This is a genomic window from Curtobacterium sp. MCLR17_059 (assembly GCF_003234665.1).
Lineage (GTDB): Bacteria > Actinomycetota > Actinomycetes > Actinomycetales > Microbacteriaceae > Curtobacterium > Curtobacterium flaccumfaciens.
This window is the reverse complement of record NZ_QKSU01000001.1, coordinates 157,068-183,844: the sequence shown is the minus strand read 5'-3', so window position 1 is coordinate 183,844 and position 26,777 is coordinate 157,068. Positions and strand designations below refer to the sequence as shown.

The window sequence follows — 26,777 nt, the reverse complement described above, 5'->3', positions numbered from 1 at the left end:
GATGGACAAGCATACGGATGCCCCCCGGGTTTCACAAATCCGACCCCGCCAACCGCGCATCCCCGGCGTGTCGCGCCGTCAGCGCACGGGTCTCCGATGCTGTCGGTGCGAGCATCGTCGGCGTCCGCACCCCTCGTCCGAGGGGCTGTCGAGCCTGCGACCCGTGTTGTTACTGTTGCACCTGTTAACAGTGTTACGTGCGTGAGCCTTGCCGCGCTGTTACGAAATCGAGATACATGTCGACCTCCACTCCCTTCTCCCTCCGCTCCCGCAGCCGCCTGATCGCCGCCGCGGTCGCCGTCGCGCTCACGGCCGGCACGCTCGCGGTCCTCGCCTCGGCCTCGTCCGCCAGCGCCGCGAGCTACCCCAGCTGGGACGAGGTGCAGCGGGCGAAGTCGTCGACCAGTGCCCAGCAGGCCAAGGTCAGCGAGATCAAGTCGCTCATCTCGTCGCTGAAGAGCGAAGCGGCTGCCAAGCAGAAGGCCGCACAGGCCGCGGGCGAGGCGTACCAGGCCGCGCAGAACAAGTACGACGAGGCGACGCTCAAGCAGAAGAAGTTCCAGTCGCAGGCCGATGAGGCCAAGCAGACCGCCGCACGGTCCGAGGAGCAGGCCGGTCAGCTCGCCGCTCAGCTCGGTCGCACCAGCGGTGACGACGTGACGACGGACATCCTCACGCACCCGTCCGACTCCGGCGACCTCCTCTACGAGCTCGGCGCCATGTCGAAGCTCAGCGAGCAGTCCGAGGGCATCTACGCGCAGGCCTCGCAGGACCGCGGTGTGGCCCAGGGCCTCGCGGACAAGGCGGACCGCGCCAAGCAGGCCCTCGGGGACCTGGCCGACGCCGCACAGTCGAAGATGCAGCAGGCCCAGGGTGCCGCTGACGCCGCACAGACCGCGGTCGACGCCCAGAACGACAACGAGTCCCGGCTCGAGGCGCAGCTGACCGCGCTCACCTCGAAGCAGCGCGGCGTCGAGGCCGACTACCGCAAGGGCGTCGCCGCCGAGAAGGCCCGCCAGGCCCGCCTCGCAGCAGCCGCCGCGAAGGCAGCAGCCAAGGCCGCGGCGACCAGCCAGGGCGGCACGGGTGGCGGCAGCGCCAACCCGGCGGGCTGGGTCCGACCCGCCGGCGGGTTCCAGACCAGCCCCTACGGCTACCGCGTCGACCCCTACACGCACGTCAGCGCCCTGCACGCGGGCGTCGACCTGGCCCCCGCTTGCTACGCCCCGATCTACGCGGCGCACGACGGCACCGTCACCTTCGCCGGCAACGGTGGCGGGTACGGCAACGAGGTCATCCTCGACAACGGCGGCGGCATCTCCACCGCGTACGGCCACGTCGTCGACGGCGGGATCATGGTCACCGCCGGCCAGCACGTCACCGCGGGACAGCAGATCGCCAAGATCGGCTCGACCGGCTGGTCGACCGGGTGCCACCTCCACTTCGAGACCCGGATCAACGGCGCTGCCGTCGACCCGGTCCCCTTCATGGCAGCGCGGGGGATCTCGGTATGAGCATCAGCGCCACCAGAAGGCGTCGACCCACGTCATGACCACCTCCGCTCGCTCGTTCTCCTGCGGGATCGCGACCATCGCCGTGCTCGGCATCGGCCTGTCGGTCGTCATCGCCGGACCGGCCCAGGCCGCACCCTCGGGTCCGTCCTGGGACGACGTCAAGGCCGCCAAGTCCGATGCGGCCGACGCCCAGCAGACGGTCGACGAGCTGAGCGACCGGCTCGGCACGCTGCAGGACGCCGCCGACCAGGCCGGTGTCGCCGAGCAGCAGGCCGGGCAGGCGTACGCCCTGGCGGCGTCGCAGCAGCAGGAGGCGAAGGACACCCTCGCCGACCTGTCCGCGCAGTCGAAGCGTGCGAAGGCCCGGGCGGACGACTCGGCCGGCCAGGTCGCCGGGCTCGTGGTCGAGCTGTCCCGCACGGGCGGCGGTGACCTGTCGACGACCATGCTCATGGACTCGTCGGACTCGAAGGACCTGCTCTACCGGGTCGGCACGATGTCGCACCTGTCCGAGCGCTCCGCGACCGTCCTGGCCGAAGCGCGCGCCGACCAGAAGACCGTCGAGTCCCTGGCGGCCCAGCAGTCCGCCGCCGAGAAGGCCCTGAGCAAGGCGACCGAGGCGACGAAGACCACCTTCGCGACGGCCAACGACGTGGCCGCAGGCGCCCAGGCCCGGGTGCAGAAGGAACAGGACCAGCAGGCCGAGGTCCTGCGCCAGCTCGCGTACCTGAAGGGCACGAGCGTCGCGACGGAGACCGCGTACTGGAGCGCGCAGCAGGCGAAGGCCGCCGCGGCCGCCATCGCGAAGCAGACGCGCGACACCGGCACCGGGAACGGCTCCGGCACCGGGAACGCCACCGGCGGCGGCACGAGCGGCAGCAACACCGGCAACACCGGCAACACGGGCGGCACCGGCAGCACCGGCGGCGGGACCTCCACCCCGGCCGTGCCGAGCACGCCGTCCAAGCCCAGCACTCCGTCGAACCCCGGCACCCCCGCGAAGCCGAGCACCCCGAGCAAGCCGAGCACCCCCAGCACGCCGAGCAAGCCGGCACCCGCGCCTGCTCCGGCACCGGCGCCCGCTCCGGCACCGAGCAGCCCCTCGAAGGCCGCCGGCGCCATCGCGTTCGCCCGTGCCCAGCTCGGCGAGCCGTACGTCCTGACCGGCGCCGGCCCGAACACCTGGGACTGCTCCGGCCTCGTGATGATGGCCTACAGCTCGCAGGGCATCGCGACCGGCGGACACAACGTGGTCTGGCAGTACAACTACTTCAAGTCGATCGGCCGCCTCGTCCCGCTGTCCCAGCGGCAGCCCGGCGACATCCTGTTCTACTCGTCGAACGGCACGGCCTCGGGGGCGTACCACGACTCGATCGTGACGAGCTACGGCACCATGGTCGAGGCCGCGCGCCCCGGCGTCGGCGTCGTCGAGCGCGCGATCTGGCTGCCGAACCAGCTCATGCCGTACGTCGCCCGCCCGAGCGGTTCCCTGTAGCCCGCTCCCGGAGTGCCCGTTCTTTCCCAGAGCGGCTGCGGTACCAAGCGAGATCGGGCGTACCTGCACGGATCAACGCACCAGGTACGCCCGTTTCCACCCGGTACGCCCCCGGCATGCCCCGCGCCGCCTCCGCAAGCCCCCGCCCCGCGCGACAGCAGCCCACACCGCACACAGAACGGCGCCCGCCCTCCGGATGGAGAGCGGGCGCCGTTCGTCGTCAGGGGATCGTCAGTGCGAGCCGGGCACGTACGCGGCCTGACCGGCCTGCACGATGCGCTCGGCCTCGGCGGCGTCGCCCCAGCCCTCGGCCTTGACCCACTTGTTGGGCTCGAGGTCCTTGTAGCGCTCGAAGAAGTGCGCGATCTCGGCCTTCGTCTGCTCCGGCACGTCCGAGATGTCCTGGATGTGCGCCCAGCGCGGGTCCTTGGCGGGGACGACGAGGACCTTCTCGTCGTTGCCGGCCTCGTCGCTCATCTTGAAGACGCCGACGGGGCGGACCTTGACGCCGACGCCGGGGAACGTCGGGAACTCGAGCAGCAGCAGCGCGTCCACGGGGTCACCGTCGTCGGCCAGGGTCTTCTCGAAGAACCCGTAGTCGGTGGGGTAGACGAACGAGGTGAACAGCACGCGGTCGAGGTAGACGCGACCGGTCTCGTGGTCCACCTCGTACTTGTTGCGGCTGCCCTTGGGGATCTCGACGACGACGTCGTACGCGGCCATGTTGCGCTCCTGTGTCTGCTTCGGGGACTGTCGTGTGTTGCGAAAGCGCGGCTAACGTTACCGGGTGAACTCTCCGCGTCCCCGGCTCGACCCCGCCGTCGCCGAGACCCGCCTGGCGGTCCGCGACCTGCTCGCCGCAGCCGTCGACGACGGCGTGGTCGCCGCAGGCGACCTGGTCCTCGTCGCACTGAGCGGCGGACCGGACTCCCTCGCCCTGGCGGCGGCCACCGCGTTCGAAGCGGGCAAGCAGGGTCTGCGGGCCGGGGCAGTGGTCGTCGACCACGCGCTCCAGGCGGGCTCCGAGGCGGTCGCGAGCCGCGCCTCCCGGCAGGCATCCGAGCTGGGACTGGACCCGGTGACGGTCCGCAGGGTCACGGTCGGCTCCGACGGTGGTCCGGAAGGCGCCGCCCGGGAGGCCCGCCACGCGTCGATCGCCGAGGTCGCCGCCGCCACCGGGTCACCCCTGGTGCTGCTGGGTCACACCCTGGACGACCAGGCCGAGACGGTGCTGCTCGGCCTGCTGCGCGGCAGCGGGCCGGACAGCCTGTCCGGCATGCAACCGCTCGCCCGACGCGACGGCGGTCCGGCGTACGGCCGGCCGCTCCTGTCGGTCCGGCGCCACGCGACCCGGCAGGCGTGCGCCGCAGCGGGGCTGGCGCCGTGGCACGACCCGCAGAACGACGACCCCGCGTACACACGGGTGCGGGTGCGGAACACCCTGCTGCCGGTGCTCGAACGGGAGCTCGGTGCCGGGGTGCCCGAGGCCCTGGCCCGCACGGCCGACCAGCTGCGCGAGGACTCCGCGGCGCTCGACCACTTCGCCGAGGAGATCGCGGAGGACATCGCCGAGCACTCCGAGGCGGGCATCTCGCTGTCGGTGCGGGCGCTCGGGGCGAACCCGCCGGCGCTCCGGCAGCGACTCGTGCGCCTGGCGGTGGAGAGCGAGTTCGGGGTGACGCTGTCGCGCGTGCAGACGCTCGAGGTCTGCCGGCTGGTCACGGACTGGAGCGGACAGGGCCCGATCGACCTGCCGGGCGTCCGTGCCACGCGGACCGGCGACCGCATCGAGTTCAGCGCCGGTTAGGCTGGCGTGGTGGAACTCTCCGACGTCCAGGCAGACCTGTCCGAAGTGCTCTTCACCCCCGAGCAGATCGACGAGAAGCTCGCCGAGCTCGCGGCGGTCGTCGACGCCGACTACGCGGGCCGCGACCCGCTGCTCGTCGGGGTGCTCAAGGGTGCCGTCATGGTGATGGCGGACTTCTCGCGCCACCTCAAGATGCAGGCGCGGATGGACTGGATGGCGGTGTCGTCGTACGGCTCCGGCACGAAGTCGTCCGGTGTGGTGCGGATCCTCAAGGACCTGGACACCGACCTGCACGGGCGCGACGTCCTGATCGTCGAGGACATCATCGACTCCGGTCTGACCCTGTCGTGGCTCAAGCAGAACCTGCAGTCCCGTGGTGCCGCGAGCGTCGAGATCGTCGCCCTGCTGCGCAAGCCCGAGGCCGCCAAGGTCGAGGTCGACGTGAAGTACGTGGGCTTCGACATCCCCGACGCGTTCGTGGTCGGCTACGGCCTGGACTACGACGAGCGCTACCGCAACCTGCGCGGCGTCGGCGTCCTCGCTCCGCACGTCTACTCCTGACGGGCGGCCCGCCGCGCTCGGGTCGCACTCGGCCGACTCTGGCCCGGGGGTGAGTTCGCCCGCAGAGGACACCCATTCTCGCCACAGAATCGCGGCCGTATGCTGACCTGCACGCAACTTCGGCAGAGAAAGGTGTCGGGCACTCGCGCCCGGATCACATGAACTTCAAGCGCATCTTCCGCGGCCCGTACCTCTACGTGCTGATCGCGCTGGCGGGCATCTTCATCGGCTGGAGCGTCATCAGCCAGGGCAGCACGCAAGAGATCGACACCCAGAAGGGTCTCGAGCAGCTCTCCGATGACAAGGTCTCGTCCGCGACCATCAACTCCACCGAGCAGCGGGTCGACCTCGTCCTGAAGGACGGCGACAAGCAGGAGCAGTTCTACTACTCCACGCCACGCGGCGAAGAGGTCGTCCAGGCCGTCAACGACGCCAACCTGCCGGACGGCTACAACGACCGCGTCGCCCAGGGCAACTGGTTCCTGTCGCTGCTCGGCATCCTGCTGCCGTTCCTGATCATCGGTGCCCTGTTCTGGTTCCTGCTCTCGAGCGCCCAGGGTGGCGGCTCGAAGGTCATGCAGTTCGGCAAGTCGAAGGCCAAGATCAACAACAAGGAGAACCCGCAGGTGTCGTTCGCCGACGTCGCGGGTGCCGACGAGGCGATCGAGGAACTCCACGAGATCAAGGAGTTCCTCAAGGAGCCCGCGAAGTTCCAGGCCGTCGGGGCGAAGATCCCGAAGGGCGTGCTGCTCTACGGCCCTCCCGGAACCGGCAAGACCCTGCTCGCCCGCGCCGTCGCGGGAGAAGCCGGCGTGCCGTTCTACTCGATCTCCGGTTCGGACTTCGTCGAGATGTTCGTCGGTGTCGGTGCGAGCCGTGTCCGTGACCTCTTCGAGCAGGCCAAGGCGAACTCGCCGGCCATCGTCTTCATCGACGAGATCGACGCCGTCGGTCGTCACCGTGGTGCCGGCATCGGCGGTGGCAACGACGAGCGCGAGCAGACGCTGAACCAGCTCCTGGTCGAGATGGACGGCTTCGACGGTAAGACGAACGTCATCCTCATCGCCGCGACGAACCGTCCCGACGTGCTCGACCCCGCGCTCCTGCGTCCCGGCCGTTTCGACCGCCAGATCGGCGTCGACGCCCCGGGTCTCGCCGGCCGCAAGCAGATCCTCGAGGTGCACGCGAAGGGCAAGCCGCTCGCCGCGAGCGTCGACCTCGAGCTGCTCGCCCGCAAGACGCCGGGCTTCACCGGTGCCGACCTGGCGAACGTCCTGAACGAGGCAGCCCTGCTGACCGCCCGCTCGAACGCACAGCTCATCGACAACCGTGCCCTCGACGAGGCCGTCGACCGCGTGATGGCCGGCCCGCAGCGCCGCACCCGGATCATGTCCGACCAGGAACGCCTGATCACCGCGTACCACGAGGGCGGCCACGCCCTGGCGGCAGCGGCGATGCGGCACACCGACCCGGTCACGAAGATCACGATCCTGCCCCGCGGCCGTGCCCTCGGCTACACGATGGTGCTCCCGCTCGAGGACAAGTACTCGGTCACCCGCAACGAGCTCCTCGACCAGCTCACCTACGCCATGGGTGGTCGCGTCGCCGAGGAGATCGTCTTCCACGACCCGACCACGGGCGCCTCGAACGACATCGAGAAGGCCACCGGCACCGCCCGCAAGATGGTGACCGAGTACGGCATGAGCCAGGCCGTCGGGTCCGTCAAGCTCGGGTCCGGTTCGAGCGAGCCGTTCGTCGGCCGTGACATGAGCGGTGGCACCGGTCGCGACTACTCGGAGACCATCGCCCAGACGGTCGACGCCGAGACCCGCGCCCTGCTCGAGGCCGCGCACGACGAGGCCTACCAGGTGCTCAACGACAACCGCGACATCCTCGACCGCCTGGCCGGCGAGCTCCTCGAGAAGGAGACGCTCGACGCCCCGGAGCTCGTGGAGATCTTCAAGGACGTCCGCAAGCTGCCGGAGCGCCCGCAGTGGCTCTCCAGCGACAAGCGCCCGGTCAGCAACCTGCCCGCGATCGACGTGCCCGGCAAGGCCGCCTCGACCGCAGCGGACCCGTCGGACTCCGAGTCGACCTCGAAGACCCGTCGTCGCCCGTTCGGCAACCCGGGTATCGCCCCCGCGTAGGCCCGCATGACCGAGCTGCCGACGCGACGAGAGCGTCGACTCGCCGAGGTGAGTCGTGCCCGCGCCGCCGCCGCCGAACCGGCGACGGTCGCGATCGACCTCCGTGCACCCCAGCCGGTGCCCGAGGTCGTGACCGGCCGTCGCCGTGACCGCGGTGGCCCGGCCGAGGAGCGCACCCGGGTGCTCGGCATCCTCAACGTCACCCCCGACTCGTTCAGCGACGGCGGGCTGCACCAGGCCTACGACGCCGCCGTGCAGCACGCACGTGACCTCGTCGCGGCCGGCGCGGACGTCATCGACGTCGGTGGCGAGTCCACCCGCCCCGGTTCGGAGCGCGTGCCCGTGCCGGTCGAGCAGGAACGGGTGCTGCCGGTCGTGCAGCAGCTCGTCGCCGAGGGCATCCCGGTCAGCGTCGACACGATGAACGCCGCGACGGCCGAGCGTGCCGTCGACCTCGGTGCCGCCATCGTCAACGACGTCTCCGGTGGGCTCGCCGACCCGGACATGGCCCGGGTCGTGGCGTCGACGGGGGTCGGCTTCGTCGTCATGCACTGGCGCGGCCACAGCGACCGGATGTACCGCAACGCCGAGTACACCCACGCGGTCGAGGAGGTCCGGCGCGAGGTCGAACTCCGGGTCGCCGAACTCATCGTGCTCGGCGTCCGGCAGGAGCAGGTCGTCATCGACCCGGGCCTCGGCTTCGCCAAGCACGGCGTGCAGAACTGGGAGATCCTGGCCGGCTACGAGCGCTTCGCCTCGATCGGCCTGCCGGTGCTCGTCGCCGCCTCACGCAAGCGGTTCCTCGACGGTGTCGGGAGCCCCGAGGGTGCCCCGCCCAGGGAGCGCGACCTCGCCACCGCCGCCATCAGCCTGCTCGCCGCCGAACGCGGCGCGTGGGGTGTGCGCGTGCACGACCCGGCACCGACCCGTGCCGTGCTCGACGTCTGGGACGCCTGGAGGGCAGCTCGATCGTGAACGACACCATCCGACTCACCGGGGTCCGCGCCCGCGGACACCACGGCGTCTTCGACCACGAGCGCGAGGACGGCCAGGACTTCGTCGTCGACGTCGCCGTGGAGCTCGACGCCCGCGCCGCCTCGGGCAGCGACGACCTCGATGCCACCGTGCACTACGGCGTCCTCGCCGAGCAGGTCGTCGCCGAGATCGAACGCGACCCGGTCGACCTGATCGAGACGCTGGCCGAGCGCATCGCCGCGGCCGTGCTCACCCACCGTGCCGCATTGGCGACCGAGGTCACGGTGCACAAGCCGCAGGCCCCGATCACCGTGCCGTTCACCGACGTCTCGATCACCATCCGCCGCGCTCGCGGCGCCACGGTGCCGGACGAGGAAGAAGAATGACCCACCGGGTCGTCGTCGCCCTCGGAGCGAACCTCGGCGACCGGGGGAGCACGCTCCGCGCCGCCGCCACCGCGATCGCCGCCCTGCCCGGGGTCGAGCCGGTGGCCTCGAGCCGCGAGGTCGAGTCCGTCGCCGTGACCCTCGACGGCCTCGACACGTCGAAGCCCCGCTACCGGAACGCCGTCGTGGTCGTCGACACGGACCTCGAGCCGCAGGCCTTCCTCGACGCCCTGCACGGCATCGAGGACGCCCACGGCCGCACGCGCGAGGTCCGGTGGGGCGACCGCACCCTCGACCTCGACGTCGTCGCGGTGGACGACCTGCGGATCGCCACGGACACCCTGGTCGTGCCGCACCCCCGGGCCGCGGAGCGCGCGTTCGTGCTCGCCCCGTGGCTCGACGCCGACCCCGAGGCCGTCCTGCCCGGTGCCGGACCGGTGGCCGACCTGCTCACCGCCGTGGGGGACGACACCGAGCGCGTCGACGAGCCGCGCCTGTTCGCGGAGCCGGCACGGGCCTCCCGGCCTGCGGGGAGCGCGACCAGCGCATGAAGCCCACCCGCGCCTCCACGCTGATCAGCATCGCCGTCGTGACGGTGGTCGCCGGCTTCGCACTCGACGCCGTCCTGGCGTCGCGCCAGCTGCCGACGTTCCTGTTCTCGATCCCGCTCGGCGTGACGCTCGCGTTCATCGGCGTCGCCGTCGTGCTCATGGCGCGCCCGGTGCGCCGGCACGCGCGCGACGGTGCCGGACGCCAGCGGCCGGTCGACCCGCTCTACGCGACGCGGGTCGTCGTGCTCGCGAAGGCGTCCAGCATCTGCGGCACGCTGCTGGGCGGGTTCGCCCTCGGCCTCGTGCTGTACCTGCTGACCCGTTCCGCGACGCCTTCGCTAGGCTCGACCCTGCCGAACGTGATCGCCGTCGGGGGCGGGATCGTCCTGACGGTCTGCGCACTCGTGGCGGAGCGCATGTGCATCGCACCTCCGGGTGACGACGACGACCGTGACGATCCCCGCAACGGTTCGACGACGGTGAACTGACCGAGCAACCCCAGGAGGCCCGCGATGCCGCGTGAACGACTCGACGAGCCCGGCCTCGGCCTCGGTGGGATCGCCTGGCAGCGGGTGTCCGCGAAGCTCGTGTGGACCGAACTCATCACCACGCTCGTGATCGGTGTCGTGCTCACCGCGGGCTGCGTGCTCATCGGGATCGTCACCGACGGCTTCGGTTCCGGGGCCGGCACGGTCTGGCTCTCCATCGGCATCGTGGTGGCGGTCACCACGGCGATCACCGCCGCGCTCACACCCCGACGGGTCCGGGCCATCGGCTACGCGCTCCGCGACGACGACCTGGTCGTGCGCCGCGGCCTCATGTGGCAGCGGTTCACGGCCGTGCCGTACGGCCGGATGCAGCTCGTCGACGTCGCCCGCGGGCCGCTCGACCGGGCGCTCGGCATGAGCGAGCTCAAGTTCGTCACCGCCGCGGCCGCGACGAACGTCCGGATCCCGGGCGTCCCGGCAGCGGACGCCGACGAGCTGCGTGACCGCCTCGTCGAGCTCGCCGAGTCCCGTCGCGCCGGACTGTAGGGGTCGTCCGTGACCTTCCGACCGGGCACCCCGCCACCCGCTCCACCCGCGCCGCCCACCCGGGGCAACGCGGCCGCCGCGGCGCCCCTGACCGACGGTGAGTGGCACCGCCTGCACCCGCTCACCCCGCTGCTCAAGGGCGGGATCTTCCTCATCGTCATCCTCGGCTACGTGCTGAACAGCCTGCGCGACCAGCTCGTCGAGTTCTTCATCCCGGGCGAGCAGCAGGAGGACGGTGACCCGGTCCGGTACGTGTACGAGCACGGCGTCGTCGGCTGGGTCCTGCTCGGCATCGTGGTGCTGCTCCTGGTGCTGATCGGGTTGTTCTACCTGTCCTGGCGCATGCACGAGTTCCGCGTCACCGGCGAGATCGTCGAGGTGCGCTCGGGCGTGCTGTTCCGGAACCACCGCAAGGCCCGGCTCGACCGGATCCAGGGCATCAACATCCAGCGGCCGCTCGTGCCCCGGGTGTTCGGCACCGCCAAGCTCGAGATCGCGCAGGCCGGCAACGACGCCAACGTGCAGCTCGCCTACCTCGGGGCCCGCGCCGCCGACGACCTGCGGCAGCGGATCCTGGTGCTGGCGTCCGGCGCGAAGGACGACGACGGCCACGGTGGCCCGTCGCGGCAGTCGCACGGGGCACTGCAGGACCGCGTCGACGAGATGTTCTCGCCGGAGCTGGACCCGGCAGCCGTGCACGCGACCCGCATCGTCAAGGTGCGTCCGGGTCGGCTCATCGCGTCGATGCTGCTGTCCGGCACGACGCTGTTCCTGCTGCTCGTCATCGCCGGCATGATCGTCAGCGTCGCGCTCACCGGTGAGTTCGCGGTGCTCTTCGGGCTGTTCCCCGCCGTCCTCGGTGCCGGTGGCTACTACGTCCGCAAGTTCTCCCGTTCGCTGCAGTACACGATCGCCGAGACCCGCGACGGCATCCGGATCGGCTTCGGGCTGGTCTCGACGTCGAACGAGACGCTGCCGCCGGGGCGCATCCACGCCGTCAGCGTCGCCCAGCCGCTGCTGTGGCGTCCGTTCGGCTGGTGGGACATCCGCATCAACCGTGCGACGAGCGCCGGCAACGGGGCGTCGAGCAACCAGCAGGTGTCCTCGATCGTGCTGCCCGTGGGCACCACGGCGGACGTCCGCGAGGTCCTCGACATCATCCTGCCCGGGCTCGTCGGCACCGTCGTCGCCGGCCCCGAGGCGTCGCAGGAAGCCCTGCGCGAGGGCGCGGCCGAAGCCGTGGACGTCGTCGACGACAGCCTCACCACCTCGGGCGACCGCGGCGGCTTCGTGCACTCCCCACGCCGTGGCGCCTGGCTCCGTCCGTTCGCGTTCCGCCGCAACGGCTACCGGTTCGTGCAGGGTGCGGTGCTGTTGCGGCTCGGTGCCGTGTGGCGCTCGCTCGTCATCGTGCCGCTGCCCCGGGTGCAGAGCGTCAAGGTCGAGCAGGGTCCCCTCGAGCGTGCCCTGCGGCTCGCAGCCGTCCACGTCCACACCGTGGCCGGGCCGGTCTCGGCCCGCGTCGGCGCGCTCGACGCGCGTGACGCGCAGCGCCTGTGGTCGGAGACGACGCAGCGTGCCGTCGAGGCGGCCGCGGTCGACACGACCCACCGCTGGCGCGAACGGGAGGCCCGTCCCGCGGCCGCCACGCACGCTGCGGCCGACACCGTGCCCGGGTCCGGAGCCCCTGCCGGACCGACGGCGGACCACCGGTCCGGCGCCGTCCCTGCCGGCTGGGACGACGTCCCACCGACCGGAGCCGCACGATGAGGGCGGGGCGTCTCGGGGTCGGCATCGTCGGCGCCGGACGGGTCGGACCCGTCCTCGGAGCAGCCCTGGCGAACGCGGAGCACGCCGTCGTCGGGGTGACCGCCGTGTCCGACGAGGGCCGTGACCGCGCCGAGGCCATGCTGCCCGGTGCGCCGGTGCTCGCGACGCCGGACCTGGTGGAGCGGAGCGAACTCGTGCTGCTCGCGGTGCCGGACGACCAGCTCGCCTCGCTCGTGCAGGGGCTGGCGGACGCCGGGATCTGGCAGCCGGGGCAGCTCGTCGTGCACACCAGCCCGGACCACGGCGTCGGCATCCTCGCCCCGGCGATGGCGGCCGGTGCCATCCCGTTGGCGATCCACCCCGCGATGGCCTTCACGGGCACGAGCGTCGACCTGTCCCGGCTGCGCGACGCGTACTGCGCGGTGACCGCCCCGGCGCCCGTGCTGCCGATCGCGCAGGCGCTCGTGGTCGAGATGGGCGCCGAACCGTTCGTCGTGGCCGAGGGCGACCGGCCCGCCTACGCCGATGCGGTGCGGGCCGCCGTGAGCTTCTCGACCGCGATCGTCGACCAGTCGGCGGGCACCCTGTCCGGCATCGGCGTCGAACACCCGGGACGTGTCCTCGGTGCGCTCGTCCGCTCCGCCGTCGACAACGCGCTCACCGCCGCCGACGGGCAGTCGACGCTCTAGCGGTTCGGGGGCGGGACCGCGGCGCGGGTAGCATTTCCCCCGACCCCCACGACCATCGGAGCCGCACCCGCATGACCGACGAGACCGTCACCCCCGACATCGCGATCGCCGACGCCGCCGCACTGGCCGAGCAGGAGACCAGCGAGCAGCGACAGGTCCGGCTCGACAAGCGGGCGAAGCTGCTGGAGTCGGGCATCGAGGCGTACCCCGCCGAGCTCCCCATCACCACGACGATCCCGGCCGTGCGCGAGCAGTACGCGCACCTGGAGACCGGCGAGGAGACCCAGGACGTCGTGGGCATCGCGGGTCGTGTGGTGTTCTCCCGCAACACCGGCAAGCTCTGCTTCGCGTCCCTGCAGTCGGGCGACGGCTCGCGCATCCAGGCGATGGTCTCCCTGGCCGAGGTGGGCGACGAGTCCCTCGCCCGCTGGAAGGAGTTCGTCGACCTCGGCGACCACGTGTTCGTGCACGGCCGCGTGATCTCCTCGCGCCGCGGCGAGCTGTCGATCATGGTCGACGACTGGGCGATCGCGGCGAAGGCGATCCTGCCGCTGCCGAACCTGCACAACGAGCTCAACGAGGAGACGCGGGTCCGCCAGCGCTACCTCGACCTCATCGTCCGCGACGAGGCCCGCGCCACCGTGCGTGCCCGCGCTGCCGTGATGGCCTCGCTCCGCCAGACCTTCACCGCGCACGAGTACCTCGAGGTCGAGACCCCGATGCTGCAGACCCAGCACGGCGGCGCCTCGGCACGACCGTTCGTGACGCACTCGAACGCGTTCGACACCGAGCTGTTCCTGCGCATCGCACCCGAGCTGTTCCTGAAGCGCGCCGTCGTCGGTGGCATCGACCGGGTGTTCGAGATCAACCGGAACTTCCGGAACGAGGGTGCCGACTCGTCGCACTCGCCCGAGTTCGCGATGGTCGAGGCGTACCAGGCGTACGGCAACTACGAGCAGATGGCCGACCTGACGCAGGAGCTCGTGCAGAACGCGACCCGCGCGGTCACCGGTGGTGCGCTCGAGGTCACCCTGCCCGACGGCAGCACCTACGACCTGGGTGGCGAGTGGCCCCGCATCGACATGTACGGCTCGCTGTCCGAGGCCGCGGGGCGCGCGATCAGCCCGGAGACCCCGCTGTCCGAGCTGCAGGCGCTCGCCGAGGCCGAGGGCGTCGAGGTCGCCCACGCCACGCACGGCAAGTACGTCGAGGAGCTCTGGGAGCACTTCGTCATCGACTCGCTCGACCGCCCGACCTTCGTGATGAACTTCCCGGTCGACACCTCGCCGCTCACCCGGCAGCACCGCACCCGTCCGGGCGTCGTCGAGAAGTGGGACCTGTACGTCCGCGGCTTCGAGCTCGGCACGGCGTACTCGGAGCTCGTCGACCCGGTCGTGCAGCGGGAGCGGTTCGTCGAGCAGGCGAAGCTCGCGGCCGGCGGTGACCTCGAGGCGATGCGCGTCGACGAGGACTTCCTGCGGGCACTGGAGCACGCGATGCCCCCGTCGGGCGGCATGGGCATGGGGATCGACCGCCTGCTCATGGCCATCACGGGCCTGGGCATCCGCGAGACGATCCTGTTCCCGCTGGTCAAGTAGCTCCCGGTTCACCGGGGTACGATGCTCGGGTGCCTGAAGGAGTCGTAAGCGGGATCGTCTTCGCCCTGACGCCGACCATCGTCGTCGGCCTGATCTTCTGGTTCGTGATGCGCGCGATCATGCGTGCCGACCGGACCGAGCGTGCCGCGTACGCCAAGGTCGAGGCCGAGGAGCGCGCCCGCTTCGAGCGTGAGCACGGTCGCCCCGCGCCGGCTCCGACGTCGGCCGAGTAGCCGCCCGCGCACGATCCACTTCACCCCGTGTTCACCGCGCGGTGTGATCCTGTCGCGCATGCCCACCATCCCGGAGTCCGCCGCCGGCGTCGATGACCTCGACGACCTCGACGTGGAGGACGCCTTCGGACACCCGGCGTCCGAGGCGTCCGTCTCGCCCGTCGGCAGCGACGACGGACCCCTCGACGACGAGGGCGACGTCGACGACCTCGACGTCTGAGCGCCGACGGACCGTCACGCACCGTTCACCTCGCCGACGCGTGCCGGGGTGAGCATCGTCCGCATGGCAACCACCGCACATCCCTTCACGGGCCGCAGCCTCGTCGGTGACATCGAGAGCGAGTACGACGAGTTCGACCGAGACGCAGACCTCGAGGTCTCCAAGCGCCGGGACGGGTGGCTCGAACCCTCCTGGTGACCCCCACCCATTCGGTATTCGGGGTACGACGACCAGATCGCACTGATCCGGTCGGACGTACCCCTTTTGCATGTCCGGAGTACGCAGTCGCCTGGGGTACACGATCGGAAACGCTGGTGAAACACGCCTGCAACGCCGGAAACACGGCGTTATCCGCTTGAACCAGGGCCGATTGGGGGACCAGACTGGCGGTGGGCTGTACCCCGCGGGGGACGCTTTCGATGATGAAGCACGGAGAACCCTGAGAATCGCTCCGAACGATTTGTGGGGTACACCTCCGGGCCGCTTTACTCATCAGCACCCCCCGGCAACGCCCCACGAAGCCATCACCGTCGAACGCAGGGAGAAACACCATGACGATCGCAACGGCTGCACCCAGCACCACCCGCCGCACCGCCACCAAGAAGGCATCGGCATCGAAGACCGCGACCGCCGAGTCCGCCACCACCTCCCTCGACACCGAGGTCGAGGCCGACGAGCAGCTCGCCGGTGTCCGCGGCGCCTCGGTCGACCAGGTCGGCGACTACCTCCGTCACATCGGCCGTCTCTCGCTCCTCACCGCCGAGGAAGAAGCGCAGATCGCACGCCGCATCGAGGTCGGGCTCTTCGCCGAAGAGAAGCTCGCCACCGAGAAGGGTCTCGCGAAGACCCTGCAGCGTGAACTCCGCTGGCTGGTCCGTGACGGTGAGCGCGCCAAGGAGCGCATGATCACCTCGAACCTCCGCCTCGTCGTGAGCATCGCCAAGCGGTACTCGCAGCGCGGCCTGCCCTTCATGGACGTCATCCAGGAAGGCAACCTCGGCCTGGTCCGTGCCGTCGAGAAGTTCGACTTCACGCAGGGCTACAAGTTCTCGACCTACGCCACCTGGTGGATCCGCCAGGCCATCTCGCGTGGTCTCGCCGACAAGGCACGCACGATCCGCATCCCGGTGCACACCGTCGAGCTCATCAACAAGATCTCGCGCACCGAGCGTGACCTGACCGTCGACCTCGGCCGTGCACCGATGCCGGACGAGGTCGCCGCCGAGCTGAGCATGAGCGTCGAGGAACTCGTCGACCTCAAGGGTCGCTCGCACGAGCCGGTGTCGATCCACACCGTGGTCGGCGACTCCGACGACAGCGAACTCGGTGACTTCATCGAGGACGAGGACGCCGCGAGCCCGAACGAGCTCACCGAGACGACGCTGCTGCACCGCGACATCCGCTCCATCGTCGCCGAGCTGCCCAGCGACGAGGCGAACGTCATCCGCATGCGCTACGGCCTGGACGACGACAAGCCGATGACCCTCGACGAGATCTCGAAGATCGTGCACACGACCCGCCAGGCCGTCAGCCGGGTGGAGTCGCGCGCGAAGCTGCGCCTGTTCGCCAAGGCGGTCTCGCAGGACATGCAGCTGTACCTGACCGACTAGGTCAGTGGACTTCGGCCGGCACGTTCACCCGTGCCGGCGCGGGGAAACCGGGTCGTTCTGTGGGAAGACGATCCGGTGGGGTGATGGGACGGCCCGCTCGAGCACTGCTCGAGCGGGCCATTCACGTTTCCGGAGCCAGGACCGGCCCAGCGCCAGAGCCAGGGCCAGCCCCGGCGCGGCGTCAGTCGTCGATCTCGCGCCGGAGCTTCTGCCGCAGGTCGCTCGGGATGAGCTCGACCAGCTGGTCGGGACGCACCGGCAGGTCGAGCAGGCTGAGCTTCACGCGTCCGGTGCGCCCGTGCCGCTCGGCGTCGAGGCGCACCACGCTGCCGGCGTCCTTGCGGAGCCGCATGTCGATCTGCGCCCCGGTGGCCACCTCGCCGACCACGAGCCCGTCGACCTCGAGCGCCGCGCTCCTGGTGCCCTCGGCGATGTCGAACCGGTAGCGCTCCCGCGCGGCGAGCACCACCGAGCGGTCGATCCCGGCCATCGGCGCGACCGGCGTCACCACGGAGCCGGACAGCGCGGGGGAGAGCACCGGCCCACCGGCGGCGTAGTTGTACGCGGTGGAGCCGGCCGGGGTGGCGGCCACGATGGCGTCGGCTCGGTAGTACCCGTACCCGAGGCCCCCGACGCTGAGGTCGGCCGACACCTGCCCGGAGCCGGGTCGCCGCACGATGGTCAGGTCGTTGAACGCCAGGTAGTCGGTGCGGGCACCACCCCAGGACAACCGGGCCTCGAGCGCGTGGTGCGGTTCGAGCTGGTACTCGCCGGCGGACAGCCGTTCGAGCGCGCTCTCGAGCTCGGGCGGCTCGATCTCGACCAGGAACCCGACGTTGCCGTAGTTCACGCCGAGGACGGGCACCGGGCGCTTCGCCACGAGCCGCATCGCGCCGAGCATGGTGCCGTCGCCGCCGAGGGCCACGACCAGGTCGACGCGGTCCGTGAAGTCGTCGTCGTCGACCACGTCGACCCCGCCACCGATGCGCTGGGCGTCCGCACGCCGGGCGAGCAGCTCGCCCTGGCCGGACGCGTTCCAGCGCTGCAGGGTCGTCACGGACTCCTGCACGTTCTTGGTCGGGTGGACGACGAGGCCGACGACGGGCTGCTCCATGACCGGATCGTACCGAGCGGACCTCCGATGCGGTCTGTCTCTTCGCAGAGACATGCGATATTCTGAATACATGCAGACCGCTCAACTCTCCGTCGCCCTCCCTTCCGTCCGGCACGGCCGCGAGATCGTGCTGCTCGCCGACCTCGAATCCCACGAGTCCGGCTTCGGCTTCGTCGACGCCGAACACCTGCTGCTGGCCGCCGTCACGCTCTGCGCCGGCATGCCCCGCTTCCGCCCCCTCCTCGACGCCCACCGGATCACTCCGGACACCGTCCGCTCCGGCATCCGCGCCTTCGTCGGCGCCCACACCACCTGCCCCGGCGAACACGACCGGGTCGCGTGCACGCCCGCTGCGATGCGCGTGCTCGCCCGAGCCGCGACGATCGCCGGCCGTTCGGAGCGCATCCGACCGCCGCACGTCGTCCTCGCCGTGCTCGACTCGGTCGACGATCCGCTCGCCGGATCGGCGCACGACGTCCTCGACGCCCTGGGCGTCGACGCGCGCCGCTTCCGACGTGACCTGCGTCGCGCGGTGCGGCGCGCCTGACCCAGCGCGACCGACAAGCGGACTGGAGGCCCGTGGCGATCCCGCCACGGCCCTCCAGTCCGTCTCGTCCGTCTCGTCGTTCGCTCACTGCGCACAAGACGCACCCTGGTCACGCCCACGGCGAACAGGGGCAGCCCCCGGGGGGAGCGCTGGTTACTCTCGAAGTACTTGGCCGGACTCACACGAGACCGGCACAGCGTCGGCTCCGCTCATCAGGGGCCAAGGGAGAGCACATGTTCGAGAGATTCACCGACCGGGCCCGTCGTGTTGTCGTCCTCGCTCAAGAAGAAGCGAAGATGCTCAACCACAACTACATCGGCACCGAGCACATCCTCCTCGGCCTCATCCACGAGGGCGAGGGCGTCGCCGCCAAGGCGCTGGAGTCGCTGGGCATCTCGCTCGACGCCGTGCGCGAGCAGGTCCAGGACATCATCGGGCAGGGCCAGCAGCAGCCGACCGGGCACATCCCGTTCACGCCGCGCGCCAAGAAGGTGCTCGAGCTGTCCCTGCGCGAGGCGCTGCAGCTCGGCCACAACTACATCGGCACGGAGCACATCCTGCTCGGCCTGATCCGCGAGGGCGAGGGTGTCGCAGCCCAGGTCCTCGTGAAGCTCGGCGCCGACCTGAACCGGGTGCGCCAGCAGGTCATCCAGCTCCTGTCCGGCTACCAGGGCAAGGAAGCGGTCGCCGTCGGCGGCGAGCAGCAGCAGAACGCGCAGCAGGGTTCGCAGGTCCTCGACCAGTTCGGTCGGAACCTCACCCAGGCCGCGCGTGACGGCAAGCTCGACCCCGTCATCGGGCGCGAGAAGGAGATGGAGCGGGTCATGCAGATCCTCTCCCGCCGCTCCAAGAACAACCCCGTCCTGATCGGTGAGCCCGGCGTCGGCAAGACCGCCGTCGTCGAGGGCCTCGCCCAGGCGATCGTCAAGGGCGACGTGCCCGAGACGCTGAAGGACAAGCAGCTCTACTCGCTCGACCTCGGGTCGCTCATCGCCGGGTCCCGCTACCGCGGTGACTTCGAGGAGCGCCTGAAGAAGGTCACGAAGGAGATCCGCACCCGCGGCGACATCATCGTCTTCATCGACGAGATCCACACGCTCGTCGGTGCCGGTGCAGCCGAGGGCGCGATCGACGCGGCCTCGATCCTCAAGCCGCTCCTCGCCCGCGGTGAGCTCCAGACCATCGGTGCCACCACGCTCGACGAGTACCGCAAGCACTTCGAGAAGGACGCCGCACTCGAGCGTCGCTTCCAGCCGGTGCAGGTCAACGAGCCGTCGCTGCCCCACGCGATCAACATCCTCAAGGGTCTGCGCGACAAGTACGAGGCGTTCCACAAGGTGTCCATCACCGACGGCGCGATCGTCGCCGCGGCGAACCTGGCGGACCGCTACGTGCAGGACCGCTTCCTGCCGGACAAGGCCATCGACCTGATCGACGAGGCCGGCGCTCGCCTGCGTCTGTCGATTCTGTCGGCACCGCCGGAGCTCCGCGAGTTCGACGAGAAGATCTCGACGGTCCGCGGGTCGAAGGAAGCCGCCATCGAGGAGCAGGACTTCGAGAAGGCCGCGAGCCTGCGCGACGAGGAGAAGAAGCTCCTCGGCGAGCGTCTCCGCCTCGAGAAGCAGTGGCGTGCGGGTGACGTCGCCGCGTCCGGCACCGTCGACGAGGGCATCATCGCCGAGGTCCTGGCCCAGGCCACGGGCATCCCGGTGTTCAAGCTCACCGAAGAGGAGACCTCGCGTCTCGTCTTCATGGAGAAGGCACTGCACGAGCGCGTCATCGGTCAGGAAGAGGCCATCTCGGCCCTGTCCAAGACCATCCGCCGTACCCGTGCCGGCCTGAAGGACCCGAACCGTCCCTCCGGCTCGTTCATCTTCGCCGGCCCCACGGGCGTCGGGAAGACCGAGCTCGCCAAGGCCCTCGCCGAGTTCCTGTTCGACGACGAGGGTGCGCTGATCTCCCTCGACATGTCGGAGTTCGGTGAGAAGCACACCGTGTCCCGCCTGTTCGGCGCCCCTCCCGGGTTCGTCGGGTTCGAGGAGGGCGGCCAGCTCACCGAGAAGGTGCGCCGCAAGCCGTTCTCCGTGGTCCTGTTCGACGAGATCGAGAAGGCCCACCCGGACATCTTCAACTCGCTGCTGCAGGTGCTCGAGGAAGGCCGTCTCACCGACGGTCAGGGCCGAGTGGTCGACTTCAAGAACACCGTCATCATCATGACCACGAACCTCGGTTCGCAGGGCATCGCCGGTGGCCCGGTGGGCTTCCAGGTCGAGGGTGACTCGGCCGTCGGCTACGACCGCATGCGCGGCAAGGTCAACGAGGAGCTCAAGAAGCACTTCAAGCCCGAGTTCCTGAACCGTGTCGACGACACGATCGTGTTCCCGCAGCTGTCGCAGCCCGAGCTGCTGCAGATCGTGGACCTGTTCGTGAAGCGTCTGGCCGACCGCCTGCTCGACCGCGACATGACCGTCGAGCTCACGCTGCCGGCCAAGGAGCAGCTCATCAAGGTCGGGTTCGACCCGTCCCTCGGTGCTCGGCCCCTGCGTCGCGCGATGCAGCACGAGGTCGAGGACCAGCTGTCCGAGCACATCCTGCAGGGTGAGCTCAACGCCGGCGACCACGTGAAGGTCGACTTCGTCGACGGTGCGTTCCACTTCGAGACCGGGCGTCAGCCGGGCCGCGAAGAGGTCCTCGCCGGTGCAGCCGCGGTCGAGGCCGCGACCGACACGCCCCAGGGCGAGATCGAGTCCTAGGACCTGACACCCCACGGACAGGAGGCTCGGTGCCAGCTGGCACCGGGCCTCCTGTCCGTTCCCGGGTCGCGTTCAGATCCCGCATCGCCGATCTGCGCGTCCTTGCGGCCACGGACCCCCGTCCGGGGGTACTGTGATGGCAACGCGCGAGACGTTCCCCCCAACTCCTCGCGCGTCGCGCTCGATCGGTTCCCCCCAACGGATCGAGACGCAGCCGGCCCCGGTCTGTTCGCAGACCGGGGCCGTTGCGCGTTCGGGGACGGTGTCGGTCGTCCGTGCGGGCGGGCGCCCGTGGCGTCAGGCGGCGTCGGGCAGCTGTGCGGCGAAGTCGCGGACGGCGCGCTCCCAGCGCTCCGGGTCCTCGTTCCACTCGAGCGTGTGCGGTGCCGCGCGGAACGTGACCGTGGTGGCGCCCTGCCGCGCGGCGTCGGCGACGTCGTCCGCGGCGACCAGTGCGTCGGCCTCGGAGTGGATCAGCAGCGTCGGCGTCGACGAGTCCTGCCAGGCGGTCGTCGTGACGGGAGTCGGGGCCCCGGCGAGCCGCGACAGCACGTTCGTGGTCGCGATGCGGGCGGCGACGGTGCCGACGAACGCGGGCAGGTGCGCGCCCCGGACGGCTCCGCGGAGTGCCGAGGCGACGTCGAGCAGGGGCGAGACGGCCACGATTCCGTCGACGTCGACGCGTGCGGCGGCGACGGAGCAGGCGAGCGCGCCGGCGGACCAGCCCTGCAGTACGACGCGCTGGGCACCGCGGGCCCGGGCGGCGCGGACGGCGGCGACGATGCGGTCCGCTGTCCCGGCGTCGAGGGAGCGGAGCGGCAGGTCGGTGGTGTCGACGATCTCGGACGAGGCGCCGAGCGCACGCCAGACGCCGACACCGCGCAGGACCTGGCGCGGGCCGAGGGACTGGCCGTGCACGTGGACCACGTGGGTCGTGGCGGCCTCGGGCTCGGTACCGGGCACGTCGTCCGGTCCGTCGTACCGCAGGGCGTCCCAGCCCCACGCACCGGTCGCCACGGGGACGGTGACGCTGCGGCGGACGGTGTCGCCGTCGCTGCCGGTCCCGGTCTCCGTGCTCGCGGTGGTGATCGCGCCGACCTGCACCCGGGTGCCGTCATGCTGCAGGTCGTAGGTGCCCGGCAGGCGGGTGTCGCGGGTGGCGGTCAGCTCGACCTCGGTGTCCGTGGCGCTGCGGACCGTGGCGGTCGCCTCGTACGGCGTGGGGAACAGCAACCGCCGTGCGACGAACGCGCCGAGTCCGAGCGTGCCGACCGCCCCTGCCGCGGTCCCGAGTGCCGTGATGCGTGCGCCGGTCATGTGATCTCCCTGAGTCGTGCCGTGGTGAGCGCCGCAGCGGCCGGCACTGCTTGCCCGGCCTCGCGCGCGCGGTCTTCGATCTCGACGGACAGTCGGTGCTGCCGACTCCGCCACTGGCGACGCTGCCACACGATCGTGAAGTAGAGCCCGGTGTTGCCCGATGCCGTCTCGAGCCGCTGGAGTTCCGGTTCGAGCACGCGGAACCGGCGTCGGGCGGCCCGCCAGTCGCGGAACTCCCGTGCGGCGTCGGGCAGGACGCCGCCGGCCGCGCCGATGGCGAGCAGGACCATCGAGCCGAGGAACACCGGGGTGTAGAGCGTCGACAGGACCCCGACCGCACCGTCCGCGCCGGCGACGTGCACGGCGTCGAGGGCGATCGCGATGCCGGCGAGCAGCACGAGGCCGGCGGCACCGACGACGAAGAGCCAGTACAGGCGGCCGAGCCCGTCGCCGCTCCGGAAGCCGTGCAGCACGGCGACGGCCGACCGGGCGATCACGATGGCGATGTAGGTCATCTCGACCGCCGAGTAGAGCGCGGTCGGCAGCTGGTCGCCGTATGCCACCATGAACTGCGCCGTGGGGGTCGGCGCGTCGATGAGGCTGAACAGCACGACGAGGGCGACGAGCACGAGCACGCAGCCGATGATGCGGCTGGCGCGCAGGAGCTTGGCGGAGCGTGCTGCGGCCTCGACCGACTGCGCGAGGGCGAACATGCCGCACACCATCAGGCAGCGGCCGATCAGGTCGGCGATGTTCGGCACGTGCGTCACGCCGGCGAGGAACGTCGTCACGTCGGGCTGGTTGATCGTGAGCCCGACGGCGACGCAGCTGCAGCAGACCATCAGCCAGGTGACGCTGGCGGACTGGGTGCGCACCAGGAGCAGCCGGGCGACCAGCACCGCCAGGATCAGCCAGACCGGGATCGACCCCCAGACGTGCAGCGTCACCGCGTCACCGGAAGATCCCGGGCTGGCCCTCGGGGTCGAGCAGCCCGATCCGCAGCGCGAGCTGATCGGCGACGAGCTCGACGGCCTGTTCGTGCGGGGTGTCCAGCGAGCGGGTGAACGCCGTCCGGCCGCTGAGCAGCCCCGTGTACGCCTGGTGGTCGCAGCCGGTGTCGTCCATGAACACGTGGGCGAGCTCGTGCAGCACGCAGGCCACCCGGGAGCGCTCGGACAGCCCGGGGCGGGTCTCGAGCAGGGCGTGGTCGGTGCGCTGGATGAGCCGCGCGGACAGGTCGCCCGGCAGCTCCGTCGTGCGCACGTGGATCGGTTTGCCGAGCGCCGCCTCGGCGCGGGCGGTCAGCTCCGGCAGGGACAGCCGACGGGGGAGCCCGAGGCGCTGCACGCGGCGACGGGCCTCGGTCTGCCGACGCAGGGCGTCGAAGCGGTCGCGGTACCCGCTCACGGGGTGCCGCCCGACTCGTCGAGGCGACGCAGGTGGTCGGTGAAGTCGCGGATCTCGTCCGCCGAGGCGAACTCGCCCAGACGCCGGGTGGCGAACGCCACCACCTCGCGCTTGCGGAGTTCGAGCACGAGCTCCAGCTGCGCCTGCACCCGCTCCGGCACATCCGTGTTGCCGGCCGCGTCTGTCAGGTACTCCGCCGGGACGCCGAAGTAGGTCGCCAGGGCCGCCAGGAGTCGCTGGTCGCGGACGGCCGGACCGTTGCCGCCGAGCATGTAGCCCCAGCGCGGTCGGCTCATCGACGCGCCCTGCGCCTCGATCTCGGCGGCGATCTCCTTGTACGGGGGTCGCTGGCCCGAGTTGGCCTCGACGACGTCCATCAGGAGCTGCAGTTTGCGCGACAGTTCCCGACGGTGTGCGTCGTCGTCGTTGTACTCGATCACGTGTCCCCACTCTCACATCTGTCTCAGACATGATAAAACTGATCCAGCGCGTCGGCCGGTGTCACCACTCTGCCAGGCTCGCGCTCGCTCGTCAGGTCGGCATTTCGATGGGGGGATGCCGAACGGGGGACGAACGAACGGGAGGCGCGGTGCCAGCTGGCACCGCGCCTCCCGTCCGTCGTGTGGTGCGGACTACGCCTGCACGTCGCCGCGCCAGCCCGGCTGGGTCGGTGCGTTCTCGACGCGCTCCTTGTAGTTCTGCAGGTCCTTCTTGACGGCGTGGCCGCCGACGCCCACGACCGAGCCGAGCTTCTCGAGGATGCCGGAGGGCTCCCAGTCGATCTGCACGGTGACACGGGTCTCGGCGTCGGAGAGCTTGTGGAAGGTGACGACACCGGCGTGGTCGGTCTCGCCGTCCTTCACGGTCCAGGCGACACGCTCGTCGGGGTGCTGCTCCGTGATGAGGGCCCGGAACTCGCGCTCCTGGCCGGCGATCTTCACGGTCCAGTCGGTGGTCTTGTCGTCCACCTGGACGATCTTCTCGACCTCGTCGAGGAAGTGCGGGAACTCCTCGAAACGGGTCCACTGGTCGTAGGCCTGGCGGACGGGGACGTTGACGTCGACGGTTTCGATGATCTGAGGCATGCACCGGACGGTAGGCCGATCGACCTGGGCGGCACTCAGCAGCGCTGTCCCCCTGCGGCTTCGGCGGATGCGGGTCCGTCCGTCGCTGCGCAGTAGTGTGAGGCGGATGACAGAGCACGGCAAGCACGCGTTCCACGAGCGCGACGACCACGGGATCCTCGTGCGTCCGGCGCTCGCCTCGGACGTCCCGCACATCCAGCGGCTCATCGCCCCCTACGTCGACCGGCGCATCCTGCTCGGCAAGGAGAACGTCGCCCTGTACGGCTCGATCCAGCAGTTCCGGATCGCCGAAGGGCCCGACGGCACCCCGATCGGGTGTGGCGCGCTCGCCGTCTTCTGGGACGACATCGCCGAGGTGCGCACGCTCGCCCTCGACGAGCAGTGGATCCACAAGCGCGTCGGGCACCGGATGCTCGAAGCGCTCGAGCACGACGCCCGCGAACTCGGCGTCGCCCGGATCTTCTGCCTGACCTTCGAGGTCGACTTCTTCGCGAAGCACGGGTACCTGGAGATCGGCGAGAGCGTCGTGTCACCGGACGTCTACGCCGAACTGGTCCGCTCGTCGGACGAAGGGGTCGCGGAGTTCCTCGACCTCGCCCGGGTCAAGCCGAACACCCTCGGCAACACCCGCATGCTGAAGAACCTCTGACGCTTTCTCGTGCCGCCCGGCGGGGTGGCCGTGTGCGGCCCGCGCCGTTGTCTACCCTGTGCGCATGTCGTCGTTGCGTCACCCCGTCGGGCCCGAGAAGCCGGTCGTCTACTGGCGCCGCCGGGCGCTCGTGCTCGCGGCGCTGCTGGTCGTCGTCCTGGTCGTGGTGCTCATCGTCGTCGGGCGGGGGAGCGGGGCCACGTCGGCGGCGCCGAGTGCGTCGGCCTCTGCTGGTGCCGGGTCTGGTGCCGGTGCGTCGTCTGCCGGGTCTGCCGGTTCCGGTTCCGGGTCCTCGCGGTCTGCGGCGCCGAAGCCGGCGGCTTCCGCCTCGGCTGCTGCGACGAAGCCCGCTGCCGCGGACGGCTCGACCTGCACGAAGGACCAGATCGTCCTGACCCCGGTGCTCGACAAGTCGGCCTACGGCCCCACCGAGGACCCGAAGATCGCGATGTCGATCAAGAACTCCGGCACGAACTCCTGCCACCTGGACCTCGGATCGGCGCAGCAGGTGCTGACGATCAGCTCCGGCCAGGAGCAGTACTGGTCGTCGAAGGACTGCCAGACCGGCGGCACGAACCAGGACGTCACGATCAAGTCGGGTCAGACGCTCACGACCCCGGCGATCGCCTGGGACCGCACCCGCTCGTCCACTTCGACGTGCGACTCGTCACGGCCGGCGGTCACCGCGGGAGGCGCGAGCTACCACCTGCAGGTCGCCGTCGGGAACCTCGAGTCGAAGACCTCGGTGCAGTTCATCCTGCAGTAGGCGGCGGGTGCGCGGTTCGCGGTTCCGGCTGGCCTGTGCCGAGCAGGGCGCCGGGAACAGCAACAGGCCCCGTCGTCCGAAGACGACGGGGCCTGTTCAAGCTGATGTGATCAGCCGAGGACGGTGATGTTCTCCGCCTGCGGGCCCTTGCGGCCCTCGGTGATGTCGAACTCCACCTTCTGGTTCTCCTCGAGCGACTTGTAGCCGTTGCCAGCAATCGCAGAGAAGTGCGCGAAGACGTCAGCGCTGCCGTCGTCCGGGGCGATGAAGCCGAAGCCCTTTTCGTTGTTGAACCACTTGACGGTACCGGTAGATGCCATGATGGCGTTTCCTTAGCTTTCTTGCTTCCGCCAAGGTGCAGATGCACCGACGGAGACCCCGACGTACGTCGACGGGGGTGATGCGCCACGCGGGCAGGTGCCGGCGGGACGGGTTCGGGGCCAGGCCTGTCGGCCAGTGACCCTGGGGCCCGGGTTGAGGGGCAAACCACCTCGCCCGGACGTTGAGCGCCGCCGAAGCGGTTCCATCAGGCTAGCGTGCTCTGGGCCG

Annotated in this window: 29 protein-coding genes; 21 read left to right on the top strand and 8 right to left on the bottom strand. The window is 70.7% G+C overall.

Going from position 1 to position 26,777, the window contains the following annotated elements; translation table 11 throughout:
- Positions 1 to 236 precede the first annotated feature (236 nt).
- Complete coding sequence (locus tag DEJ12_RS00925; RefSeq protein WP_111028726.1) at positions 237 to 1,514, top strand: M23 family metallopeptidase; 1,278 nt, start codon at positions 237 to 239, stop codon at positions 1,512 to 1,514.
- 34 nt (positions 1,515 to 1,548) lie between these two features.
- Entirely contained in the window at positions 1,549 to 3,009 is a 1,461-nt protein-coding gene (locus DEJ12_RS00920) for an NlpC/P60 family protein (RefSeq protein WP_111028725.1), read from the top strand.
- Between the two features lie 231 nt (positions 3,010 to 3,240).
- Here DEJ12_RS00920 and DEJ12_RS00915 read toward each other — a convergent pair whose 3' ends face one another.
- On the bottom strand, positions 3,241 to 3,732 hold the full coding sequence (locus tag DEJ12_RS00915) for an inorganic diphosphatase (protein WP_027467055.1): 492 nt from the start codon (positions 3,730 to 3,732) through the stop codon (positions 3,241 to 3,243).
- 64 nt (positions 3,733 to 3,796) lie between these two features.
- On the opposite strand from DEJ12_RS00915, the gene tilS reads away from it, so the two are divergent.
- The 15 genes from tilS (at position 3,797) to DEJ12_RS00850 (ending at position 16,590) form a co-directional block, all read left to right on the top strand.
- On the top strand, positions 3,797 to 4,816 hold the full coding sequence (tilS, locus tag DEJ12_RS00910) for a tRNA lysidine(34) synthetase TilS (RefSeq protein ID WP_111028724.1): 1,020 nt from the start codon (positions 3,797 to 3,799) through the stop codon (positions 4,814 to 4,816).
- Between the two features lie 9 nt (positions 4,817 to 4,825).
- The gene (gene hpt, locus DEJ12_RS00905; protein ID WP_017887686.1) at positions 4,826 to 5,377 is read left to right on the top strand and encodes a hypoxanthine phosphoribosyltransferase; all 552 of its coding nucleotides are present in this window, start codon (positions 4,826 to 4,828) and stop codon (positions 5,375 to 5,377) included.
- A gap of 158 nt (positions 5,378 to 5,535) precedes the next feature.
- A complete protein-coding gene (gene ftsH, locus DEJ12_RS00900; protein WP_027467057.1) occupies positions 5,536 to 7,524 on the top strand; it encodes an ATP-dependent zinc metalloprotease FtsH in 1,989 nt (662 codons plus the stop codon).
- Positions 7,525 to 7,530: 6 nt separating this feature from the next.
- On the top strand, positions 7,531 to 8,499 hold the full coding sequence (gene folP / locus DEJ12_RS00895) for a dihydropteroate synthase (protein WP_173032459.1): 969 nt from the start codon (positions 7,531 to 7,533) through the stop codon (positions 8,497 to 8,499).
- A complete protein-coding gene (gene folB, locus DEJ12_RS00890; protein ID WP_071404507.1) occupies positions 8,496 to 8,885 on the top strand; it encodes a dihydroneopterin aldolase in 390 nt (129 codons plus the stop codon). The genes folP and folB overlap by 4 nt, the downstream gene beginning before the upstream one ends.
- Complete coding sequence (gene folK / locus DEJ12_RS00885) at positions 8,882 to 9,436, top strand: 2-amino-4-hydroxy-6-hydroxymethyldihydropteridine diphosphokinase (RefSeq protein WP_035809345.1); 555 nt, start codon at positions 8,882 to 8,884, stop codon at positions 9,434 to 9,436. The genes folB and folK overlap by 4 nt, the downstream gene beginning before the upstream one ends.
- On the top strand, positions 9,433 to 9,924 hold the full coding sequence (locus DEJ12_RS00880) for a DUF3180 domain-containing protein (RefSeq protein ID WP_071404509.1): 492 nt from the start codon (positions 9,433 to 9,435) through the stop codon (positions 9,922 to 9,924). The genes folK and DEJ12_RS00880 overlap by 4 nt, the downstream gene beginning before the upstream one ends.
- 24 nt (positions 9,925 to 9,948) lie before the next feature.
- Positions 9,949 to 10,470, top strand: a complete 522-nt coding sequence (locus tag DEJ12_RS00875) for a PH domain-containing protein (protein WP_110863569.1) — start codon at positions 9,949 to 9,951, stop codon at positions 10,468 to 10,470.
- A 9-nt stretch (positions 10,471 to 10,479) separates the two neighbouring features.
- A complete protein-coding gene (locus DEJ12_RS00870) occupies positions 10,480 to 12,240 on the top strand; it encodes a PH domain-containing protein (RefSeq protein ID WP_111028723.1) in 1,761 nt (586 codons plus the stop codon).
- Positions 12,237 to 12,929 carry a Rossmann-like and DUF2520 domain-containing protein gene (locus tag DEJ12_RS00865; RefSeq protein ID WP_181421243.1) on the top strand — a complete coding sequence of 231 codons (693 nt, stop codon included), beginning with the start codon at positions 12,237 to 12,239 and terminating at the stop codon, positions 12,927 to 12,929. Before DEJ12_RS00870 ends, DEJ12_RS00865 begins: the two co-directional genes overlap by 4 nt.
- 71 nt (positions 12,930 to 13,000) lie before the next feature.
- On the top strand, positions 13,001 to 14,527 hold the full coding sequence (gene lysS / locus DEJ12_RS00860; RefSeq protein WP_111028722.1) for a lysine--tRNA ligase: 1,527 nt from the start codon (positions 13,001 to 13,003) through the stop codon (positions 14,525 to 14,527).
- Positions 14,528 to 14,556: 29 nt separating this feature from the next.
- On the top strand, positions 14,557 to 14,760 hold the full coding sequence (locus DEJ12_RS00855) for a hypothetical protein (protein WP_071245264.1): 204 nt from the start codon (positions 14,557 to 14,559) through the stop codon (positions 14,758 to 14,760).
- Positions 14,761 to 14,818: 58 nt separating this feature from the next.
- Positions 14,819 to 14,980, top strand: coding sequence for a hypothetical protein (locus DEJ12_RS17890; RefSeq protein ID WP_181433072.1), 162 nt, complete (start codon positions 14,819 to 14,821; stop codon positions 14,978 to 14,980).
- 63 nt (positions 14,981 to 15,043) lie between these two features.
- Positions 15,044 to 15,178 (top strand): hypothetical protein, encoded by a 135-nt coding sequence (locus DEJ12_RS18195; RefSeq protein ID WP_258320880.1) that lies wholly within the window; start codon positions 15,044 to 15,046, stop codon positions 15,176 to 15,178.
- Between the two features lie 353 nt (positions 15,179 to 15,531).
- Positions 15,532 to 16,590: a sigma-70 family RNA polymerase sigma factor gene (locus tag DEJ12_RS00850; RefSeq protein ID WP_111028721.1), complete on the top strand. Its 1,059-nt coding sequence runs from the start codon at positions 15,532 to 15,534 to the stop codon at positions 16,588 to 16,590.
- A gap of 181 nt (positions 16,591 to 16,771) precedes the next feature.
- Here the strand turns inward: DEJ12_RS00850 and DEJ12_RS00845 are convergent, their stop codons facing one another.
- Positions 16,772 to 17,704, bottom strand: coding sequence for an NAD(+)/NADH kinase (locus DEJ12_RS00845; protein WP_071404515.1), 933 nt, complete (start codon positions 17,702 to 17,704; stop codon positions 16,772 to 16,774).
- Between the two features lie 70 nt (positions 17,705 to 17,774).
- Here DEJ12_RS00845 and DEJ12_RS00840 point away from each other — a divergent pair, with 70 nt between their 5' ends.
- Both DEJ12_RS00840 and DEJ12_RS00835 read left to right on the top strand, forming a co-directional pair.
- On the top strand, positions 17,775 to 18,251 hold the full coding sequence (locus DEJ12_RS00840) for a Clp protease N-terminal domain-containing protein (RefSeq protein WP_181433073.1): 477 nt from the start codon (positions 17,775 to 17,777) through the stop codon (positions 18,249 to 18,251).
- 233 nt (positions 18,252 to 18,484) lie between these two features.
- Entirely contained in the window at positions 18,485 to 21,004 is a 2,520-nt protein-coding gene (locus DEJ12_RS00835) for an ATP-dependent Clp protease ATP-binding subunit (protein WP_027467068.1), read from the top strand.
- 297 nt (positions 21,005 to 21,301) lie between these two features.
- Here the strand turns inward: DEJ12_RS00835 and DEJ12_RS00830 are convergent, their stop codons facing one another.
- The 5 genes from DEJ12_RS00830 to DEJ12_RS00810 all read right to left on the bottom strand — a co-directional run bounded on the left by DEJ12_RS00830 (position 21,302) and on the right by DEJ12_RS00810 (position 24,813).
- Positions 21,302 to 22,321, bottom strand: a complete 1,020-nt coding sequence (locus DEJ12_RS00830) for an alpha/beta fold hydrolase (RefSeq protein ID WP_111028719.1) — start codon at positions 22,319 to 22,321, stop codon at positions 21,302 to 21,304.
- Positions 22,318 to 23,268 (bottom strand): hypothetical protein, encoded by a 951-nt coding sequence (locus DEJ12_RS00825; protein ID WP_111028718.1) that lies wholly within the window; start codon positions 23,266 to 23,268, stop codon positions 22,318 to 22,320. Before DEJ12_RS00825 ends, DEJ12_RS00830 begins: the two co-directional genes overlap by 4 nt.
- Positions 23,269 to 23,272: 4 nt before the next feature.
- Positions 23,273 to 23,728: a hypothetical protein gene (locus DEJ12_RS00820; protein ID WP_111024020.1), complete on the bottom strand. Its 456-nt coding sequence runs from the start codon at positions 23,726 to 23,728 to the stop codon at positions 23,273 to 23,275.
- Complete coding sequence (locus tag DEJ12_RS00815; RefSeq protein WP_035809351.1) at positions 23,725 to 24,168, bottom strand: hypothetical protein; 444 nt, start codon at positions 24,166 to 24,168, stop codon at positions 23,725 to 23,727. Before DEJ12_RS00815 ends, DEJ12_RS00820 begins: the two co-directional genes overlap by 4 nt.
- Positions 24,169 to 24,360: 192 nt before the next feature.
- Entirely contained in the window at positions 24,361 to 24,813 is a 453-nt protein-coding gene (locus DEJ12_RS00810) for an SRPBCC family protein (RefSeq protein ID WP_071245255.1), read from the bottom strand.
- A gap of 106 nt (positions 24,814 to 24,919) precedes the next feature.
- Between DEJ12_RS00810 and DEJ12_RS00805 the strand changes: the two genes are divergently transcribed.
- Both DEJ12_RS00805 and DEJ12_RS00800 read left to right on the top strand, forming a co-directional pair.
- Positions 24,920 to 25,462, top strand: coding sequence for an amino-acid N-acetyltransferase (locus tag DEJ12_RS00805; RefSeq protein WP_071245253.1), 543 nt, complete (start codon positions 24,920 to 24,922; stop codon positions 25,460 to 25,462).
- Between the two features lie 64 nt (positions 25,463 to 25,526).
- Positions 25,527 to 26,228: a hypothetical protein gene (locus DEJ12_RS00800; protein ID WP_111028717.1), complete on the top strand. Its 702-nt coding sequence runs from the start codon at positions 25,527 to 25,529 to the stop codon at positions 26,226 to 26,228.
- A gap of 110 nt (positions 26,229 to 26,338) precedes the next feature.
- On the opposite strand, the gene DEJ12_RS00795 is transcribed toward DEJ12_RS00800, so the two are convergent.
- A complete protein-coding gene (locus tag DEJ12_RS00795) occupies positions 26,339 to 26,548 on the bottom strand; it encodes a cold-shock protein (protein WP_017887662.1) in 210 nt (69 codons plus the stop codon).
- Positions 26,549 to 26,777 lie beyond the last annotated feature (229 nt).